The organism is Gordonia sp. QH-12 (assembly GCF_001578675.1).
In the GTDB taxonomy this organism is placed as follows: domain Bacteria; phylum Actinomycetota; class Actinomycetes; order Mycobacteriales; family Mycobacteriaceae; genus Gordonia; species Gordonia sihwensis.
Genome location: NZ_KQ969292.1, coordinates 1 through 20390 on the forward strand (window position 1 = coordinate 1; position 20390 = coordinate 20390).

At 68.3% G+C, this 20390-nt stretch carries 17 protein-coding genes and 1 pseudogene; 3 read left to right on the forward strand and 15 right to left on the reverse strand.

Annotated elements, in window-relative coordinates; all coding sequences use genetic code 11:
- A pseudogene (locus Y710_RS19135) lies at positions 1-269 on the forward strand (HNH endonuclease); the annotation flags it as partial.
- On the opposite strand, the gene Y710_RS10980 reads toward Y710_RS19135, so the two are convergent.
- Positions 229-1347 carry a M24 family metallopeptidase gene (locus tag Y710_RS10980; RefSeq protein ID WP_006894944.1) on the reverse strand — a complete coding sequence of 373 codons (1119 nt, stop codon included), beginning with the start codon at positions 1345-1347 and terminating at the stop codon, positions 229-231. The pseudogene Y710_RS19135 and the gene Y710_RS10980 overlap by 41 nt on opposite strands.
- Before the next feature lie 42 nt (positions 1348-1389).
- Between Y710_RS10980 and Y710_RS10985 the strand changes: the two genes are divergently transcribed.
- The gene (locus Y710_RS10985; RefSeq protein WP_231875727.1) at positions 1390-2325 is read left to right on the forward strand and encodes a 5'-3' exonuclease; all 936 of its coding nucleotides are present in this window, start codon (positions 1390-1392) and stop codon (positions 2323-2325) included.
- A gap of 43 nt (positions 2326-2368) precedes the next feature.
- Here the strand turns inward: Y710_RS10985 and Y710_RS10990 are convergent, their stop codons facing one another.
- From Y710_RS10990 to Y710_RS11055, 14 genes are all read right to left on the reverse strand, one after another.
- The gene (locus Y710_RS10990; protein WP_045537387.1) at positions 2369-3196 is read right to left on the reverse strand and encodes a DUF4333 domain-containing protein; all 828 of its coding nucleotides are present in this window, start codon (positions 3194-3196) and stop codon (positions 2369-2371) included.
- 65 nt (positions 3197-3261) lie between these two features.
- A complete protein-coding gene (locus Y710_RS10995; RefSeq protein WP_062367523.1) occupies positions 3262-6003 on the reverse strand; it encodes a DEAD/DEAH box helicase in 2742 nt (913 codons plus the stop codon).
- A 3-nt stretch (positions 6004-6006) separates the two neighbouring features.
- Positions 6007-7014, reverse strand: a complete 1008-nt coding sequence (gene tatC, locus Y710_RS11000; protein WP_006894939.1) for a twin-arginine translocase subunit TatC — start codon at positions 7012-7014, stop codon at positions 6007-6009.
- A gap of 15 nt (positions 7015-7029) precedes the next feature.
- Complete coding sequence (tatA, locus tag Y710_RS11005; RefSeq protein WP_006894938.1) at positions 7030-7287, reverse strand: Sec-independent protein translocase subunit TatA; 258 nt, start codon at positions 7285-7287, stop codon at positions 7030-7032.
- A gap of 96 nt (positions 7288-7383) precedes the next feature.
- Positions 7384-8346, reverse strand: coding sequence for a helix-turn-helix transcriptional regulator (locus Y710_RS11010; RefSeq protein WP_062367480.1), 963 nt, complete (start codon positions 8344-8346; stop codon positions 7384-7386).
- Complete coding sequence (locus tag Y710_RS11015) at positions 8343-9281, reverse strand: helix-turn-helix transcriptional regulator (protein WP_051999594.1); 939 nt, start codon at positions 9279-9281, stop codon at positions 8343-8345. Before Y710_RS11015 ends, Y710_RS11010 begins: the two co-directional genes overlap by 4 nt.
- Before the next feature lie 61 nt (positions 9282-9342).
- Positions 9343-10701, reverse strand: a complete 1359-nt coding sequence (pafA, locus tag Y710_RS11020; protein ID WP_006894935.1) for a Pup--protein ligase — start codon at positions 10699-10701, stop codon at positions 9343-9345.
- Between the two features lie 5 nt (positions 10702-10706).
- Positions 10707-11423, reverse strand: coding sequence for a proteasome subunit alpha (prcA, locus tag Y710_RS11025; protein WP_006894934.1), 717 nt, complete (start codon positions 11421-11423; stop codon positions 10707-10709).
- Positions 11420-12286, reverse strand: a complete 867-nt coding sequence (gene prcB, locus Y710_RS11030; RefSeq protein WP_062367481.1) for a proteasome subunit beta — start codon at positions 12284-12286, stop codon at positions 11420-11422. The genes prcA and prcB overlap by 4 nt, the downstream gene beginning before the upstream one ends.
- Entirely contained in the window at positions 12283-12474 is a 192-nt protein-coding gene (locus Y710_RS11035; protein WP_062367482.1) for a ubiquitin-like protein Pup, read from the reverse strand. The genes prcB and Y710_RS11035 overlap by 4 nt, the downstream gene beginning before the upstream one ends.
- Before the next feature lie 117 nt (positions 12475-12591).
- Positions 12592-14097 (reverse strand): depupylase/deamidase Dop, encoded by a 1506-nt coding sequence (gene dop / locus Y710_RS11040; protein ID WP_045537398.1) that lies wholly within the window; start codon positions 14095-14097, stop codon positions 12592-12594.
- Between the two features lie 45 nt (positions 14098-14142).
- Positions 14143-16770 (reverse strand): FHA domain-containing protein, encoded by a 2628-nt coding sequence (locus tag Y710_RS11045; RefSeq protein ID WP_062367483.1) that lies wholly within the window; start codon positions 16768-16770, stop codon positions 14143-14145.
- A 110-nt stretch (positions 16771-16880) separates the two neighbouring features.
- Entirely contained in the window at positions 16881-18557 is a 1677-nt protein-coding gene (gene arc, locus Y710_RS11050) for a proteasome ATPase (protein ID WP_006894929.1), read from the reverse strand.
- Positions 18558-18590: 33 nt separating this feature from the next.
- Positions 18591-19421 (reverse strand): tRNA (adenine-N1)-methyltransferase, encoded by an 831-nt coding sequence (locus tag Y710_RS11055; protein WP_045539066.1) that lies wholly within the window; start codon positions 19419-19421, stop codon positions 18591-18593.
- A gap of 104 nt (positions 19422-19525) precedes the next feature.
- Between Y710_RS11055 and Y710_RS11060 the strand changes: the two genes are divergently transcribed.
- Positions 19526-20383, forward strand: a complete 858-nt coding sequence (locus Y710_RS11060; RefSeq protein WP_045539068.1) for a thioesterase family protein — start codon at positions 19526-19528, stop codon at positions 20381-20383.
- The last annotated feature ends 7 nt before the right edge of the window (positions 20384-20390 follow it).

Sequence of the window (20390 nt, forward strand, 5' to 3'; positions counted from 1 at the left end):
CCGACATCGACGCCCTCGGCGCCGCGTGCGGACGCCACAACCGCGGCGTCGGCACCAACCGCGGCCAATGGGAAACCACCATCCTCACCGACGGACCCCACGCCGGACGCATGGCCTGGCGACCAGCCACCACCAATCACCCCTGGCGCCTCAACCCCATCCACCACGCCGGACAAGCACAATCGCTTCACCCGCGCGAGCCGCGATCGCGGGGGCTGCCCCGCCCGATCAGTTCGGCAGGACCACCAGGCCGTGCGGCCGCGAGTTGACCGGTTCACAGCCGTCGGCTGTCACGATGACGATGTCTTCGATACGTGCGCCCCAGTCGCCGTCGAAGTACACGCCAGGCTCCACGCTGAAGGCCATGCCCTCCCGCAGAACGTCCGCATTGCCCGCGACGATGTAAGGCTCCTCATGCACCGACAGCCCGATCCCGTGGCCGGTCCGATGAATGAACCGGTCGCCGAGTCCCGCGTCCACGAGGATGTCGCGGGCCGCGGCGTCGACGCTCTCCGCGGAGACGCCGGGCCGGACCGCAGCGACCGCGGCCGCCTGCGCCCGTTCCAGGACCGCATAGGCCTCGGCGACGTCGGCGCGCGGCGGGCCGAAGCAGTACGTGCGAGTGGAATCGGAGTTGTAGCCGGGCTCCACCGGTCCGCCGATGTCGATCACCACCACGTCGTCTTCGGCGATCACGCGATCGGAATGCTCGTGATGCGGATCGGCGCCGTTGGGCCCGGACCCCACGATGATGAACTCCGCATGAGTGTGGCCCTCGGCGCGAATCGCCGCATCGATATCAGCCGCCACCTCCGCCTCCGTACGGCCCGGCTTCAGAAACTCGGCCATACGCGCGTGAACGCGGTCGATGGCCTCTCCCGCCCTCCGCAGTGCTTCCAGTTCGGCGTCGTCCTTGATCATCCGCAACTCGCGCAGCACCGGCGTCGCCAGATCCGGGGCCACCGAGGTCCGGCGCGCGAACGGGATGAGATGCAGCGCGGGCAGACTGTCGGACACCGCCAGACGCGCCGACTCACCGAGTCCGTCGAGGGCCAGCGCGTACGGGTCATCACCGTCCACCCAGTCGGCTATGCGCAGGCCCAGTTCGCCGATCGCCGACTCGCGAAGAGCCGCCAGTTCGAGCCTCGCGGTCACCACCCACGCCTGCCCGCTCGCCGGAATCACCAGAGCTGTCAGCCGCTCGAAGGTCTCGGCCGTCGATCCCGTCAGATACCGGAAGTCGGGTCCGGTCCCGACAATGATCGCGTCGTAGCCCGCATCGCGGGTGAGATCGGCTGCCCGTCGCAGACGGCGGGCATACACCTCGGAGTCGAATCTGGTCGCCATGCGTTCAGGGTATTTCACCGGCGGTGTGACAAGGTGATGACCATGACCGGATCATTGATGCTCCTCGACGGAGCGAGCCTGTGGTTTCGTTCGTTCTACGCGCTGCCGGAGAAGATGACCGCACCCGACGGACGCCCGGTCAACGCGGTCCGGGGGTTCGTCGACACGATCGCGGCGCTGGTCACCGCACATCGCCCCACACGGCTGGTGGTGTGCCTCGACCTCGAATGGCGACCATCGTTCCGAACCGATCTGATCCCGTCGTACAAGGCGCACCGGGTCTCCGACGGCGGCAACGGCGCCGAAGAGGTTCCGGAGACCCTCACCCCGCAGGTCGACATGATCCTCGACGTGCTGCGGTGTGCGGGCATCGCGACTTCGGGCGCTGCCGGCTGCGAAGCCGACGATGTCATCGGCACGCTCGCCTTCCACGAGGCCGACGACGAGGTGCTGGTCGTCAGCGGCGACCGCGACCTGCTGCAGGTAGTCGCCGACGATCCGGTCCCGGTCCGCGTGCTGTACGTGGGCAGAGGACTGGCCAAGGCCGAACTGATGGGCCCGGAGGAGGTCGCCGCCAAGTACGGAATTCCGCCAGAGCGCGCGGGCGTCGCCTACGCCGAGATGTCGATCCTCCGGGGCGACCCGTCGGACGGGCTTCCCGGCGTTCCCGGGATCGGCGAGAAGACCGCCGCGAAACTGCTCACCCAGTTCGGCAGCCTCGACGCGCTGGAGGCAGCGGCCTACGACGACCGGACCGCCGTACCGACACGGGCTCGGAACTCGATCCGCGATTCGAGGGACTACCTGGCTGCGGCCCGCACAGTGGTCGCCGTACGGACCGACGCCGACACCGTCGACAGCACCGAGACCGATGCGCTACCCGCGGCGCCCGCGAACCGGAACGGACTCGACGCCCTCGTCGCCGAGCTCGGGATCGACGCTTCGATCACGCGGCTGGCGAAGGCGCTCGAATGGTGATCGGGAGCCCGCAGCACGGCCGGCGGGCGGTCGGTCCCGCGCGTCAGTTGGTCGGACGCGAGACCTCGTAGGTGCCCTTGTCGTCCTTTACCGTGACGGTGACGTGCTTGTTCTCGCCCTTCACCTTCACCGAGCAGGTGAACACGGTTCCCGCCTTCACTTCCTGACCACTCGGGCACTGGACGTCCTTCACGTCCGACAGACCGTATCCGTCGTCCTGGTTCTTCGCAGTCAGCACCTTCATGACGCCGTCCTGCACCGCGGACTGATTGAACGTCTTCGTGACCCATCCCGGCCAGACGAACGCAGTGAGCGCCACCACGGCCGCGATGAGGACCAGCACGCCGACGATGACGCCGATCAGCTTCCCGGTCGCCTTCTTCGGCGCGGGCTGCGCGGGAGCGTACGGGTTGAGAGTGGGATCGCCGCCGAGCGGCGGAGCCGGCGGCTGCTGCTGACCGAACGGGGCCTGCGCATACGGCTGCTGCTGACCATACTGGGACTGATCGAACTGGGACTGACCGAACTGGGGTTGCCCGTACTGCTGCTGATATCCCTGCTGATACCCCTGCTGCGCGTACGGCTGCTGGCCGTACGCCGGACCCCCCTGCGGAGCACCGGACGGAGCGCCGTACTGGCCCGGCTGCCAGCCGGTCTGCGTCTGCCCCGCCTGTTCCTGCCCCGGCTGCCCGTGCCCCGGCTGCGGCTGACCCGGCTGCGGCTGACCGATCTGCTCGGTGGGGCCCGCGAATGACTGCTGATCTCGCTGCCACGGGCTCTGCTGCTGTCCCGCCGCGTCCGGACGTCGCACCACCGTGGTCTCCTCGTCCCCCGGCTGACCCGGAGCGGTGGGCTCGTTTCCGTTCGTCATGTCGCGCCTTCCTCCTCAGCAGATGCCACCTGCGGCCGTGGCTGGTGTCACGTTACCGCAGCGACTCAATCCAATTCGGAGGCGACGACCCCGCGTTTGACACCCTTGACCGCCCGTGCCGCAGCCACCGCGAGACCGGTGTCCGGATCCACGCTGCCTCGGATCTGCTCCAGCAGATCGATGACCTGGCGGTTCCACCGAACGAAGTCGCCAGGTGAGAGCAACTGTCCCCGTTCCGACGCCGCCAGCAAGGCTTCCCGCAGCGACCGGCCCGAGGCCCAGGCACCGATGGCGACACAGAATCCGGTGTCGGGTTCACGCGTCTGAACGACTCCGTGTCGCTCCTGCACGTCGTTGGTCGCCTGCCACACGTCGACCGTCGCGAGGAGGGCCTCCCGCAGCGCCCGGTCGCCGGGCATCGAGTCGACACCGCCGCTGTAGGAGTCGCGCCGCGACTCGTACACCATCGACGACACCACGGCGGCCAGATCCTGCGGTGAGAGCCGGTCCCAGATCCCCGCACGAATGCACTCGGCGACGAGCAGGTCGCTCTCGGAGTAGATCCGTCGCAGAACCGCGCCGGTCGGCGTCACGACCAGCTCCCCGGAGTCATCGGTCTCGAGATACGACAGTTCGGTCAGCACACCGGTGATCGCGTCGAACTCGGTCTCGAGTGCCGCGGTCCGTTCGTCCACCGCTCGTTCGAGACTGTCGATGTCGCGAAGCAGCCGGTGACGACGTTCGGACAGCCGGTGCAGATCGTCGATGCCGTTGAGCTTGTGGACCGGGTGCTTGCGGAGCCGGTTGCGCAGTTCGGTGAGCCGCAGATCGTGCTCCGACAGCTCCCGCTTCTTCTTGTTGCGTCCCCGTGGCCGCGCGATTCCGCTGGAGCGGATCAGCTTGACCAGTTCGCGTCGGCCCTGTGCGCTGCGCCGATTCGCCGACTTCGGTATCCGCAGGTGTCCCAGCACCTCGGGCGGATTGACGAAGTCGCGCACGCCGACCCTGCCGGTCCAGCCGTCCTCGCTCAGCACCAGCGGTTTCGGGTCCACATCCATGGCCGCGCGCTCGAGCACCAGTGCCAGTCCGCGGTGCCTGCCGTTGTTCAGGCCGATCACGTTGCCGGGCTTCAACGACAGCAGATCCTCGGACACCGCCTCGGACGCCTCCATCCGACGGACGAACTTGGCCGCGCGTTCGTGCCTGCGGATGTCCTCGCGAAGCGAGACGTATTCGAGGAACGACTCGGGGGCCAGCCCCTTCCGTTCGGCCGAGTGCTCGAGTTCGGCGTCCACCTTGCGGAGCGTCATGCGGGCGCGGTCGAGTTGCCGCGCCTGACCCACCACCGATCTGTCGGTCTGGAACTGCGCGAACGACCGTCGGAGCAGATCGCGCGATCCGTCCACCCCGAGCCGATCGATCAGGTTCATCGCCATGTTGTATTCGGGGGCGAACGAGCTGCGCAGGGGAAAGGTCCGTGCTCCCGCCAGGCCGGCCACCCGGTCGGGGGCCACTTCGGGAGTCCAGACGACCACCGCATGTCCTTCGACGTCGATTCCGCGTCGTCCGGCGCGGCCGGTGAGCTGGGTGTACTCCCCCGGCGTCAAGTCGACGTGCGCTTCGCCGTTGTACTTCACCAGGCGTTCGAGGACCACGCTGCGCGCGGGCATGTTGATGCCCAGCGCCAAGGTCTCGGTCGCGAACACCACCTGCACGAGTCCCTCGACGAACAGCTCTTCGACGGCCTGCCGAAAGGTCGGCAGGAGTCCTGCGTGATGGGCGGCGAAGCCGCGGCGCAGGCCGTCGCGCCACTCGTCGACCCCGAGAACGTCAGCATCACCGGGGGCCAGCGCCGAGAGATGGCGGTCGACGATCGCGTCGACGGCGGAGACCTGGTGCGGCTCGAGCAGGTTCAGGTCCGAGCGCAGACACTGCGCGAGCGCGCCGTCGCAGCCCTTGCGGGAGAAGATGAAGGTGATCGCGGGCAGCAGCCCGTTCTCCTCGAGGAGCCGGATCAGTCTGGGCCGCGAGACTCCGGTCCCGCCGCGCCGGCGTTCGCGCGCCAGACGTTCGCGGTAACCGCCGACGGCGTCGTCGGACAGCAGGCGGTGCTTGATGAAGCGGTTGAGCTCGGGGTTCACCTGCTTCGGATGCTTGCGGTCGAAGAGCTCGAACATCCTGTTTCCGACCAGCATGTGCTGGTGCAGCGGTACCGGCCGGTGCTCGTCGACGATCACCGCGGTGTCGCCCCGGACCGTGGTGATCCAGTCGCCGAACTCCTCCGCGTTGCTCACCGTCGCCGACAGGCTCGCCACGCGCACCGACGGATCGAGCCCCAGGATCACCTCCTCCCACACGGCGCCCCGGAAACGGTCGGCGAGGAAATGCACCTCGTCCATCACCACGTGCGAGAGGCCCTGCAACGACGACGACTCCGCGTACAGCATGTTGCGGAGCACCTCGGTCGTCATCACGACCACCGGTGCCCCCGAGTTGATCGAGTTGTCGCCGGTCAGCAGTCCCACATTCGCCGCACCGTGCACGTCGACGAGGTCGTGGTACTTCTGGTTGCTCAGCGCCTTGATCGGAGTGGTGTAGAAGCACTTCGTCCCCTGCGCCAGCGCGAGATGCACGGCGAACTCACCGACGATCGTCTTGCCCGCGCCCGTGGGTGCGCACACGAGCACGCCCTGCCCCGCCTCCAGAGCGGCGCACGCCTCCCTTTGGAAGGGGTCGAGTCGAAAGCCGAGTCGAGCGGTGAACGTCGCTAGTTGCGGTCGGGGGCCGGAGAAGTCGTCGGTGGTCATCACCTACAGGATGTCATCGAATGCGCCCGGAGTCCGAACAGATCGACGCTCGCTCGACGCGCCGATCGGTCCCGCGGGCTCGATGGGTGCCGGACGGCCGACGTCGTCGGTCACCGGGGCGGAGCCGTCGTGTTCGAGCGGCGAGGCCTGATCGTCGGGCACGCTCATCCAGTCGGGATCGCGGCGGGCCTTGCGGCGGTCGTGGAAACGGGCGATCTGAATGGCCATCTCGAGGAGCACAGTGAGCGCCGCCGCCAGCGCCAACATGGTGAACGGGTCCTGGCCGGGTGTCACGACCGCGGCGAAGACGAACATCGCGAAGATGAGCCCGCGGCGCCACCGCTTGAGTCGTTCGTAGGTGAGCACTCCGACCAGGTTCAGCGCGACGATCAGCAGCGGAAGCTCGAAGCTGATGCCGAAGAGGATCAGCAGGTGCAGCATGAAGCTGAAGTACTGGTCGCCCGCGAGCGCAGTGACCTGAACGTCGTTGCCCACCGTCAGCAGGAAGTGGAACGCCTTCGACACCACCAGGTAGGCCAGCACTGCGCCGGCGACGAAGAGGACGCTCGCAGCTGCGACGAAGCTGATGCCGTATCGACGCTCGTTCTTGTGCAGCCCCGGTGTGATGAAACGCCAGATCTGCAGCAGCCAGATCGGGCATGCGAGTACCACGCCCGCGGTCAGGGCGACCTGAAGGCGCAGCATGAACTGGTCGAACGGCCCGGTGGCCAGCAGCCGGCATTCGCCGTCGGGGGTCAGCGAGGCGCGGGTGGACGCCGGGAGGTCGCAGTACGGACCGCGGAGGAGCTCACCCAGTGACTCGATCCGCCACACGCCGTGGCTGTACCAGACGAAACCGATGACGGTGGTGACCGCGATCGCCACCATCGAGATGACGAGCCGGGTCCTCAGCTCGTAGAGGTGCTCGGCCAACGGCATCGAGCCGTCGGGGTTGACTCGGCTCCGTCGCTGCCGGGGGTCGAGACGGGCGAGTGAGAATCGCTTGCGCACTCCGGTGGTGCGCGGCTAGGCCGTCTTCTTGTCGGATCGCGTCGCCTGGTCGGCGGGATCCGGACTCGGCTGAGGTGCGGTCGGCAGTTCGCGCGCGGTCTCAGTGGTCTCGGCGGACGGCTTGCCGTCGCTCTGCATCTCCTGGATCTCCGATTTGAAGATGCGCAGCGACCGGCCGAGGCCGCGAGCCGCCCCGGGGAGCTTGGCCGAGCCGAACAGCAGCACGAGCACGAGCAGAACGACCGCCCAGTGCCACGGCGACATCGCACCCATAATTCAACCCTTCGAGAGTAAACAGTCTCAGACGTGTTCGAGTCTACCGAACAGCGGCGTCATCGGCGCGCCCAGATTCGTCGGCCGGTACTGCGGTCAGGGACCGTACCGGCTCCGCGCAGCCTTCGCGGTGCTCGCGATCAGCGACGTCACGCCGTCGACGTCGCTACGAACCCGCACGCGCCCGCCGAATCCGAGCACGAATCGCGCGAGCCACTGGGGCGAGCCGTAGCGGATGGTCGCGGTGATCGGCTCGGTCGGCTCCTCGGAGAGTTCGTCGTCGGGCTCCGCCGCGAAGTACTCGAGCAGCCAGACCGCCTCGGGATCGATCTCGATGTGCGCCGTGGGCAGTTCCCCGGTGAGCGCGCCCAGATCGGTCGGGTCCGTCCGGTGGAGGGCCTCGACCGGAGGCTGCGAGACCTCGCCGGTGCCATGCGCCGACTCGATCCGGTCGAATCGGAACAGGCGCACGCCCTCCGACGACCGGCACCAGGCCTCCAGATAACTGTTGCCGTCCACCGCCCGGATGCGGATCGGATCGACGGTCCGCTCGGTCACCTCGTCGCGACTGGCCGTGTAGTACGTGATCCTCAGCGACTGGCCGTCCTCCAGGGCCTGGCGGATGACGCCGTCGACGGGCGGTGCCGGAGCGGCGGGCAGGTCGGCGCTCACCGCGCGCCGCGTGGTACCCATCGCCTCCTCGATCTTCGCGATCGCGCTGCGCACGGCATCGGCGTCGACCGCTCCCCGTGTCTCGGAGAGCATGTTGAGCGCCATCAGCAGCACGTTGGCCTCGGGGCCGGTCAGCCGCAGCGGGCGGTCCATTCCTGCGGTGAAGACCACGCTGACGTATCCGTCCCAGAACTGGATGTCGATGAGGTGTTCGGGACCGTAGCCCGGGAGACCGCACACGTACAGTTGCTCGAGATCGGTCTGCAATTGGTGTTCGCTGACGCCGAGGTCGTCGGCTGCGGTCGACACCTTGATTCCCGGACGGGCCAGGAAGTACGGCACCATCGCCAGCAGACGCGACAGCCGGCTCGGATTGGCGTCGCTCATGCGCTCACCTCCGCCGCGATCAGGCGGTCCAGGTCGGCGACCACCTCCGCGCGCAGATCGTCCGGTGCGAGCACCACCGCGTCGGGTCCGGCGGCCAGGATCACCCTGCGCAGCCCCGACCGCGAATGGATCTCCACGGTCAGCAGATCTCCGTCCTCGTCTCCGAACCGCTGCGGGACCGTCGACGTCGCCATCCGCCGCAGGCCGTGCGCCCGACCGGCGGCGACCCAGATCTCCGCGGTGGCGCCGCCGTCCGCGGTCGCCACGTCGACCGCCTCGTTCACGATCGCCTGGATGTCGACCGTCGCCGGCACCACCACCGATCCCGCATCGCCGAAGGCTTCGACATCGGAGATCCGGGAGATCCGGAAGGTCCGCACAGCTCCGCGGTCGCGGTCGTGTCCGGTGACGTACCAGCGTCCGCCGCCGCCGGCGATCCCCCACGGTTCGAGGGTCCGCGTCTTGCGGCCTTTCGACGAGCGGTGAGTGAAGGTGACCGGGCGGCCGGCGTCGATCGCCGAGAGCAGATCGGTGATCGTGCGTTCGTCGCCCAGTGATCTGGTGGCGCCGCCGAGGGTCACCACCGATTCGTCGTCGGGAACCACTTCGATCCCCGCCGCGCGGAGCTTGAGGACCGCGGTCTGGAAGACGGCCGCCACCGAGGGATCGCGCCAGAGCGCCGAGGCCGCGGCCACGGCGGCCGCCTCGGCACGATCGAGGGTGATGTCGGGCAGCGCGTACTGGTCCGGATCGATCCGGTAGCCCTCCTCGCCCTGCGGGTTGCGGCCGGTCTCGACGGGAATGCCCATCTCTCGCAGCAGCGCCTTGTCGCGCTCGAGCATCCGCTTGAACGAGTCGTCGCTCCGGTCCGACTCCATGTATCCCTGCACGTTCGCACGCACATAGGTTGCGGGGACGTACGTCCGCGCCGACATCAAGCAGACGACGAGGTTGACGAGTCTCTCGTTCTTCGCAGTCACGCGTCCACTTTAGGCGTCACATCGACGCGATCAGCCGATCGACGCGCTCATCGACGTTCCGGAACGGGTCCTTGCAGAGCACGTTCCGCTGCGCCTGATCGTTGATCTTCAGATGCACCCAGTCGACGGTGAAGTCTCGTCCCGCCTTCTGGGCCGCGGTGATGAAGTCGCCGCGGAGCTTGGCCCGGGTGGTCTGCGGCGGTGTCGAGGTGGCCTCGTCGATCGCCTCGTCGGTGGTGACCCGTGCCGCGAGCCCCTTGCGGGACAGCAGGTCGAAGACGCCGCGGCCCCGGCGGATGTCGTGGTAGGCCAGGTCGAGTTGCGCGATCTTCGGATCGGTCAGTTCCATCGAGTACTTGTCCTGGTAGCGCTGCATCAGCTTGCGCTTGATCACCCAGTCGATCTCGGTGTCGACACCGCTGAAGTCGTCGCGCTCCACGGCGTCGAGGACACGGCCCCACAGGTCCACCACGCGATCGAGCGTCGGGTCGGGCGTGCGCGTCTGCAGGTGCTTGACGGCCCGCGCGTGGTACTCGCGCTGGATCGCCAGCGCCGTCGCCGTCCGTCCGCCCGCGAGCCGGATCTCGCGCCGGCCGGTCGGGTCGTGGCTGATGTCCCGGATCGCGCGGATCGGGTTGTCGAGCGCGAAGTCGTGGAACGAGATCCCCGACTCGATCATCTCCAGCACCAGCAGTGCGGAACCGACCTTGAGCATGGTGGTGGTCTCGGACATGTTGGAGTCGCCGACGATCACGTGCAGCCGACGGTACTTCTCGGCATCGGCGTGGGGCTCGTCGCGTGTGTTGATGATCGGCCGCGACCGGGTGGTCGCGGACGAGACGCCCTCCCAGATGTGGTCGGCGCGCTGCGACAGGCAGTAGCGCGCCTCGTGGCCCACCGAGAGCACCTTGCCCGCCCCGCAGATCAGCTGGCGCGTCACGAGGAAGGGCAGCAGCACATCGGAGACCCTGCCGAACTCCCCCACCCGGCTGACCAGGTAGTTCTCGTGGCATCCGTAGGAGTTGCCCGCGGAGTCGGTGTTGTTCTTGAACAGGTAGATGTCGCCGCCGATGCCCTCGGCCACCAAACGTTCCTCGGCGTCGACGAGCAGTTCCTCCAGGATCCGCTCGCCCGCACGGTCGTGCGTGATCAGTTGCGCCACCGAGTCGCATTCGGCGGTGGCGTACTCGGGGTGAGAGCCGACGTCGAGGTACAGCCGCGCACCGTTGGTGAGGAAGACGTTCGACGACCGGCCCCACGCGACGACGCGCCGGAACAGGTAGCGCGCGACCTCGTCCGGGCTGAGGCGACGCTGTCCCTTGAACGTGCAGGTGACACCGAATTCGGTCTCGATGCCCATGATCCGTCGTTCCACGGCGCTCACTCCTCGAGGTAGCCGGCGATGTCGGTGCGGCGCAGCCGCTTGAACGCCCGCCGCGGTCGGTTGCGATCCAGGATCGCCACCTCGACGTCGGCGGCGGTGAGTGTCGGTGCGGCGGCGGTGTCGCCGTTGGCCGACTCGGCCGGTGTGGACAGTGCGCGCACGGCGATCTGCAGGGCGCGCGGCAGCGGAAGGTTCGGCTCGTATGCGTCTTTCATCGCCGCGTTGATGGGTTCGGTGCTGCCGCCCATCACGATGAACGAGGTCTCGTCGACGATCGATCCGTCGTAGCCGATCCGGTAGAGCTGCGACGGGGTGGTGCGTCCGGCCCGGGCCACCTCGCCGACGCAGAGTTCCACTTCGAAGGGCTTGGCCTGCTCGGTGAACACCGCGCCGAGGGTGTTCGCGTAAGCACTGGCCAGCGACAGTCCGGTCACGTCGGCGCGGTCGTAGCTGTAGCCGCGCAGGTCGGCCATCTGGATGCCGGCCTTCCGCAGGCCCTCGAACTCGTTGTACTTGCCGACGGCCGCGAAACCGATGCGGTCGTAGATCTCACTGACCTTGCGCAGCGTGTTCGACGGATTGTGCGCCACGAAAAGGACGCCGTCGGCGTAGGTGAGCGCCACCACGCTGCGGCCCCGGGCGATGCCCTTGCGCGCCAGCTCCGAGCGGTCTCGCATGATCTGCTCGGCGCTCGCATAGTACGGAAAAGTCATGCGCGCTCCCCTGTCTGGCCGGCCGGCTCGGACGGTGCCGTACCCGACGCCGCCGCGCTCCTGCGGCGGGCGACCACCGCCTCGGCCGCACTCTCGATATCCGCTTCCGCCACCAGGTCGGCGCCCTCGGCGCTCACCCGGGCGGCGGTCGGGAAGATCCGCCGCACAAGGTCCGGGCCACCGGTCGCGGAGTCGTCGTCGGCCGCGTCGTAGAGCGCCTCGACCGCGACCGCCAGCGCCTCGTCGGCGGACAGGTCCGAACGGTACAGCTTCTTCAGCGACGATTTCGCGAAGACCGATCCCGAGCCGATCGCGTCGTAGCCGCCGGTCTCCTCGTGACGGGAGCCGGCGACGTCGAACGAGAAGATCCGGCCCCGTGCGCCCGCGTCGGCTTCGGCGTCGAAACCGACGAGCAGCGGGATCGCGGCGAGCCCCTGCAGCGCAGCGCCCAGGTTGCTGCGGACCATCGTCGCCAGGCGTGCCACCTTGCCGTCGAGGGTCAGCGGCACCCCTTCGATCTTCTCGTAGTGCTCCAATTCGACGGCGAACAGCCGGACCATCTCGATCGCGATGCCCGCGGTGCCCGCGATACCCGCCGCGGAGTATTCGTCGGTGACGTACACCTTCTGCACATCACGGGTGGCGATGAGGTTGCCCATCGTCGACCGGCGGTCGCCGGCCAGCACCACGCCACCGGGGTAGCTGACCGCGACGATCGTGGTGCCGTGCGGGATCTGCTCCACGCCGGCCCGGCCGCCACCGTCGATCATGTTGTGCGGCAATCGATCAGGCGCATGAACGCGCAGGTACTCGGTGAACGACGAGATCCCGCCGGCTCCAGCCTCGCCCGGTACCGAGATCACTGCCCGCCCTTCTGGACGTAGGCGCGGACGAAGTCCTCCGCATTCTCCTCCAGCACGTCGTCGATCTCGTCGAGCAGATCGTCGGTCTCGCCGGTGAGCTTCTCTCTCCGCTCCTGGCCGGCCGCACCAGCACCGATCGCGTCGTCATCGTCGCTGCCGCCGCCTCGTTTGGTCTGCTCCTGCGCCATGTTCGCCTCCTGAGAAGAGAATGTTGTGACTTCAACCCTACCGGTGGGCGTGCCCCGTGCGTCGCCGACGCGTCGGTCCGGTCGGCGATCGTCTTGCGCCGGTGGGATTCCGGACGCTCAGGACGTGGTCAGGCGGTCGACCAGATCGGCGGCCGAATCGGCGGCGTCGAGCAGCTCGCCGACGTGAGCAGCCGTGCCGCGGAGCGGTTCGAGCATCGGAATCCGGACCAGCGAGTCGCGGCCCAGGTCGAAGATCACCGAGTCCCAGCTGGCGGCGGCGACATCGGCGCCGAACCGGCGAACCGCCTCCCCGCGGAAATAGGCGCGCGTGCTCTCCGGTGGCGTCTCGACCGCTCGCATCACCTCGTCCTCGGTGGTCATGCGCTTCATGGACCCGCGTGCCACCAGACGGTTGTAGAGGCCTTTGTCGAGCCGGACGTCGGAGTACTGCAGGTCGATGAGTTGCAGCCGGGACGCCGACCAGGTGAGCCCTTCGCGGTTGCGGAAGCCCTCCAGCAGTCGCAGCTTGGCCGGCCAGTCCAGCAGGTCGGCGCACTCCATGGGATCGCGTTCGAGCTTGTCGAGGACATCGGCCCACGTGGCCAGCACGTGCGCGGCGCGCTCGTCGTCGGAGTGGTGGGCGTCGTGGAACCTCTGCGCTCGGTCGAGGTACTCGCGTTGCAGGGCCAGCCCGGTCATCTCACGGCCGTTCTCGAGCGCCACGGCCGTGCGCAGCGTCGGGTCGTGGCTGATCGCGTGAACCGCCTCGACGGGCCAGGCCAGCGCGAGATCGGACAGGTCCACCCCGGCCTCGATCAGGTCCAGCACGAGTGCCGTGGTGCCCACCTTGAGGTAGGTCGCCGTCTCGGCGAGATTCGCGTCACCGATGATGACGTGCAGGCGGCGGTACTTCTCGGGATCGGCGTGCGGTTCGTCGCGGGTGTTGATGATCCCCCGCTTCAGTGTGGTCTCGAGACCGACCTCGACCTCGATGTAGTCGGCACGCTGCGACAGCTGGTAACCGGAGTCCTCGCCGCGCTGGCCGATGCCCACCCGGCCCGAACCGCAGATCACCTGACGCGACGCGAAGAAGGGCATCAATCCGGTGATGATCGAGTCGAACGGCGTGTCGCGGTGCATCAGGTAGTTCTCGTGAGTGCCGTACGAGGCGCCCTTGCCGTCGATGTTGTTCTTGTACAACTGCAGCCGAGGGGCACCGGGAACGCTCGCGACATGCCGAGCCGCCTGCTCCATCACCCGCTCCCCCGCCTTGTCCCAGATCACCGCGTCGAGCGGGTCGGTCACCTCGGGTGCCGAATACTCCGGATGCGCGTGATCGACGTACAGCCGAGCACCGTTGGTGAGGATCATGTTGGCGGCGCCGATCTCGTCGGCGTCGATGATGGGCGCCGGGCCGCCGCTTCGGCCGAGGTCGAATCCGCGCGCATCGCGCATCGGTGACTCGACCTCGTAGTCCCAGCGGGTCCGGCGGTCACGGCGCGGCACGTTCGCGGCGGCGGCGTACGCCAGGACGGCCTGGGTGGACGTCATGATCGGGTTCGCGGACGGATCGCCGGGCGCGGAGATGCCGTACTCGACTTCGGTTCCGATGATGCGCTGCATGGAACCCAGCCTAACCGTGGCGATCTGCGCCCGGCGCGGCGCCGGTCAGCGTCTGCGCAACCGCAGGCGGGAGAAGATGAACAGCGTGAGTACCAGCGCGATGGCCACCAGCGCCGCATAGCTGATGAGCGCGTGCGCGAGGGAGGGCTCCCAGAGCGGATACATCATCTCGCCACCGGGCTCGTCGATCTTCACCTGGGGAACCTGATCGGCGATCCACGGGATGTTCACCGACTGCGCCGCATTGGTGTACCCCCAGTAGGTCGGGAACAGCCAGGTGATCGGCTTGACGAAGGCCGACCCGATCGCGAACAACCCGCCCGAGAGGACCAACTGGACCATCACCACGATCACCAGCGGCGGCATCGTCTGTTCGGTCGATCTCACAGCCGCCGAGATCGCGAGGCCGACGAGCACGCTCACGCACGCCAGTGTGGCGACCGCGATGAACAGCGTCACCGCGGGCGGGATCGCGGGTTCGGCGCCGCCGGTCTTGACGATGTCGGCGGCCTTCGGCATCGCCCGAAGCCCATAGGTGATGCCGATCATGATCGCCACCTGGACCACGCTCATCAGCGAGAACACCAGGATCTTGGCGGTCAGGTATGCGCCCGGACGCAGTCCCACCGCGCGCTCGCGCTCGAAGATCCCCCGCTCGCCGACCAGATCGCGGACGGCGAGCGCGGTGCCCATGAAGGCGGCGCCGATCACCAGCACGGTGAGGATCTGCAGAGCCTCCCCCGGATCCTTCGGCGGGACGTAGTCGTTCGTCGGCGGCAGCACCGCCCGGCTGAATCCCTTGTCGCCCGGGATCACGAGGGTGAGCAGTCCCAGGACGATCGGCATCACCAGCAGCACCACCAGGTACCCCTTGTCGGCCCACACCAGGCGGACCTGACGTCGGGCCACCGTGCTGGTCTGCCGCACCAGGCCCATCTTGACCGGTGTGACGGGTGCCCCGGGCGCGGGCGCCTGCGGTGGCGGCTGATGCGGATGGCGCCCGCGGTACTGGGCCCAGGCCTGGTCGGGTCGTTCGGCGACGTAGCTGAAGATCTCCGCCCAGTCGGCGGTGCCCATCTCGCCGGCCACATCCCCGGGGGCGCCGCAGAACGACGTCTTGCCGCCGGGCGCCAGCAGCAGCACTTGGTCGCACAGACTCAGGTAGGTGAGCGAGTGGGTCACCACCAGCACCACGCGACCCGCGTCGGCGAGCCGGCGCAGCGTCTTCATCACCTGCTGGTCGAGAGCCGGATCCAGACCCGAGGTCGGCTCGTCGAGGATGAGCAGCGACGGCCCGGTGAGCAGCTCCATCGCCACCGACGCGCGTTTGCGCTGGCCGCCGGAGAGTTTGTCGACGCGGGTGTCGACGTGCTCGGTGAGCTGGAGTTCGGAGAGCACGCCGTCGATCACGACGTCGCGGTCGGCGGTCGACAGATCGGCGGGCAGCCGCAGTTCGGCCGCATAGCGCAGCGCCTGTCGGAGGGTGAGCTTCTGGTGCAGCACGTCGTCCTGCGGCACCATCCCGATACGGGAGCGCAGCGCCTCGTACTCGCTGTGAACTCCGCGCCCCTCGAAGGTCACGACTCCGACTGTCGGGTTGTTCAGGCCCGCGACGATCTTCGAGACCGTCGACTTGCCCGCTCCGGACGGGCCGATGATCGCGGTGAGCGTGCCGGGGGCCGCGGAGAAGGAGACGTCGTTGAGCAGTGCCTTGCCGTCGATCGTCAAGCCGATCCCGGATACCTCGAGGCCACCGGCCACCTGCGCCTGTGGCCGCCCGCGCACCAGGCGGCCGTCGGTCAGCACGAAGTCGGAGTTGCCGATCGTGACGACGTCGTTCTCGCTGAGGCGATGCGCCATCACGCGACGGCCGTTGACGAAGGTGCCGTTCACGCTCCCGAGGTCTTCCAGGAGCAACCCCTGCGGGGTACTCGTCATCCGCGCATGGTGCCGGGAGGCCAGGACGTCGCTGACGACGATGTCGTTGTCGGGCGTGCGGCCGATGGTCTGCACGCCGGTGAGCGAGATGGTCTCGCGCCCGCGCAGGTCGCCGGGCACTTCGTAGACGGCCGACGCGTTCTGATGCAGTGCCGCCAGGTGCGGGGCGTCGGGAAGCGCGCCGAATCGCGGGGGCGCCTGCCGGTATCCGCCGGGCGGACGCTGAGCCGAGAGCGGTGCGGTGGCCGGACGGTTCGCCGGGCGCACGGGTGGCCGGTCCGGTCGCTGCGGCCCGGACGGGTACGGCGTCGGCGCCTGCGGTCCGGCTGCGGATCGCAGCGGGCGAGACTGCGGCGCCGGAGACTGCGGCACGGGCGGTTGCCGGCCCGGAACCGGACGCGAGGGCGGCACCACCGTCGGAGCCGCGGCTCCCTGCGGAGCCAACTCGACCACGGGTCCGGTCGCCGCATCACCGAGGCGGATCTGGACCGGCCGGTCGATCCGGGCCGCGGACTGCCGGACGCCTGCCACGAAGAAGCCGTTCGTGCTTCCGCGATCGACCACGCTCCAGCCGTCCGACCACTCGAACGCCAGGTGCACGCGGGACACGAGCGGGTGATTCACCACGACGTCGTTGTCGGGAGTGCGCCCGAGCGTCGCCGGTGAGGTCCGCACCACATGCGGGCGAGCCTGTGCGACCCGGACCTGCAGCGGGGTGATTGCTGTCGTGTTCATCGCCGGTAACTCTAGCGAGTCCCGGCGCCCGGCCTAGACCGACGGAATGACTAAGCCGGATCCGGGCTCCGGCGAACGCGGTCGGGCGGGCCGCGGACCAGAGCCCGGGATCAGAGATACTGGCCGGTGTTCGACTCGGTGTCGATGGCCCGGCTGGCACCGCCGGTCTTACCCGTGACCAGCGTCCGGATGTAGACGATGCGCTCGCCCTTCTTCCCCGAGATGCGCGCCCAGTCGTCCGGGTTGGTCGTGTTCGGCAGATCCTCGTTCTCCGAGAACTCATCCAGAATCGAGTCGAGGAGATGGCTGATCCGCAGTCCGCTCTGACCGGTGTCGAGATGCGCCTTGATCGCGTACTTCTTCGCTCGGTCGACGACGTTCTGAATCATCGCTCCCGAGTTGAAGTCCTTGAAGTACATGATCTCCTTGTCGCCGTTGGCGTAGGTGACCTCCAGGAACCGGTTGTCGTCGGACTCGGCGTACATCCGCTCCACCACGCGCTGGATCATCGCGTCGATGCACCGCCGGCGATCGCCGTCGAACTCCGCCAGATCCTCCGGGTGCACCGGTAGATCGGGCGTCAGGTACTTCGAGAAGATGTCGATCGCCGACTCCGCGTCCGGCCGCTCGATCTTGATCTTGACGTCCAGACGGCCCGGCCGGAGAATCGCCGGATCGATCATGTCCTCGCGGTTGGAGGCGCCGATCACGATCACGTTCTCCAGGCCCTCGACGCCGTCGATCTCGCTCAGCAGCTGGGGCACCACCGTCGTCTCGACATCCGAGGACACGCCGGAGCCGCGGGTACGGAAGATCGAGTCCATCTCGTCGAAGAAGACGATCACCGGAGTGCCCTCCGACGCCTTCTCACGGGCGCGCTGGAAGATCAGCCGGATGTGTCGCTCGGTCTCGCCGACGAACTTGTTCAGCAGCTCCGGGCCCTTGATGTTGAGGAAGTACGATTTGGCCTCGTGCGCGTTGTCTCCGCGCGCCTCGGCGATCTTCCTCGCCAGTGAATTGGCGACGGCCTTCGCGATGAGCGTCTTGCCGCATCCGGGAGGTCCGTACAGGAGCACGCCCTTCGGGGGGCGCAGCGAGTACTCGCGGAACAGGTCCTTGTGCAGGAACGGGAGTTCGACGGCGTCGCGGATCTGCTCGATCTGACGGCGAAGTCCGCCGATGTCCTCGTAATCGACGTCCGGAACCTCTTCGAGGACGAGATCCTCCACCTCGGCCTTCGGGATGCGCTCGAGGGCGAAGCCGGCCTTGCCGTCGATCATCAGCGAATCGCCGGGCCGGAGCTTGCGGGTCGACTCGCCGCCTTCGTCGGTGTGGATCAGCGAGCCCGCGAGTTGGACGATCCGCTCCTCGTCGCTGTGGCCGACGACGAGGGCTCGCCGTCCGTCCGCGAGGACCTCGCGCAGGGTGCTGATCTCGCCGACCGTGTCGTAGTCGAGCGACTCGACGACGGTCAATGCCTCATTGAGGCGGAGCGACTGGCCCCGCCGGAGAGCGGAGGCGTCGATGTTGGGTGACAGCGTCAGCCGCATCTTGCGACCGGAGGTGAACACGTCGACGGTGTCGTCGTCGAAGACCTGCAGGAGCACGCCGTATCCGCTGGGCGGCTGACCCAGGTTGTCGACTTCCTCGCGCAGGGCGATGAGCTGCTGTCTCGCCTCTTTGAGCATCTCGGTGAGCTTGCTGTTGCGCACGGTGAGACTCTCGACGCGCTGCTGCATGGTCGAGAATTCGACGCTGCTGCTGGGCGAACGGTCGGACTCGGTCATCGTCTCTCCTTTGCCGGTGGTACGTACTCCACGCTACCCGCGTGTGGGACGCCGTTGTACCCGAAGCGTTTCCGTACCGTCGGCGAGTCGGCGCGCGGTGATCAGGAAGGCGGTGTGGCCCTGCATCCGGTGCTCGGGGCGGACCGCGAGACCCACCGCACTCCACTCGCGGACCAGCGACTCCCATGCGCGCGGCTCGGTCCAGCACTGCTGTTCGCGCAGGCCCTCCATCACCTTCGACAGCTGCGTCACCGTGGCCACGTACACGGTCAGCACGCCGCCGGGGCGGATCGTCTTCGACACCACGTCCAGGCACTCCCACGGCGCGAGCATGTCGAGGATGATGCGGTCGAACTGCTCGGCGGGGTCGTGATCGACGAGATCTCCGACGCGCAGGGTCCAGTTGTCGGGGCGCCCGCCCAGGAAGGTCTCGACGTTGCGGACGGCGTGCTCGGCGTGATCCTCTCGCACCTCGTACGACAGCACCGAGCCCTCGGTGCCGACGGCGCGCAGCAGCGACAGCGTCAGCGCTCCCGATCCCGCGCCGGCCTCCAGGACTCGGGCACCGGGGAAGATGTCGCCCTCGGCGACGATCTGCGCGGAGTCCTTCGGGTAGATCACCTGCGCCCCGCGGGGCATGGAGACCACGTAGTCGGTCAGCAGCGGTCGCAGCGCCAGGTACTGGGTGCCCGAGGTCGCCTCGACGACGCAGCCCTCGGGGCTGCCGATCAGATCGTCGTGCAGGATGCCGCCGCGATGCGTGTGGAACTGCTTGCCCTCCTCCAGGACGACGGTGAACTTGCGTCCCTTCGCGTCGGTGAGCTGTACGCGATCGCCTACGGCGAACGGGCCGGTTGTCGCCATCGTGCTGGTGTCCTTCAAGTCGGTCGGCAGGGCCGATTCGGGGCCTTCGCGAGGAGTGGAGAGGCCCGGGAATCGCTCAGACAACCTTGTCATAGAGTGCCGGTATGGACATGAGCGAGGTGCCCTACAGCTGCTACTACGAGCCCATCCCCGCCCCCGGCGGTGACGATCCGGGCTACGAGTACTTCCAGCCGACACCGGCCACGGCGAGCGTGTGGTCGCAGGACATGCAGCACGGCGGTCCGCCCGCCGGCCTGCTGATGCGCGCGATGATGCGAGCCGTGCCGGACGACGGTCAGGAGTTCAGCCGCATCACCACCGAGATCATCGGACCCGTGGGGCTGGGCGTGAACCGGATCCGCACCAGCATCCCGCGGCCGGGCCGACGCATCTCGATGGTTCAGGCCGACCTCGAGGCGCAGGGGCCCGACGGCACCTACCGGACGGTGGCCCGGTCGGTGGCGTGGCGTCTGCTCGGGTCCGACTCGACGGCCGTCGCCGACGCTCCCCTCGATCCGCTGCCCGCCTCGCCGGACGAGCTTCCGCAGACGGTCGGATTCCCGACACAGGACACGGACGCGGTCGCGTGGGGAAAGGTCGGGTTCATCGGCACCACCGTCACCGCCCGTCAGCCCGGCCGCAACGGCAAGACGCCGGCGATCTGGATCCGGCCCGCGATCCCGCTGGTGGCCGGCGAGGAGATGTCGCACCTCGAGTCGGTGTTCACCGTGCTCGACGTCGCGAACGGCGTCGGGACGCGTCTGGACCCGACGCAGTGGTCGTGGATGAACATGGACACGACGGTCCATCTGATCACCCAGCCGACCTCACCGTGGCTCGGTGTGGACTCCGATCTCGCCGTCGGCGCGCGCGGCTACGGCGCCAGCTTCGCCGACCTCTACGACGTCTCAGGCTTCCTCGGCCGCTCGGCGCAGACCGATCTGATCGCCGAGCAGGGATAGCGGCTGG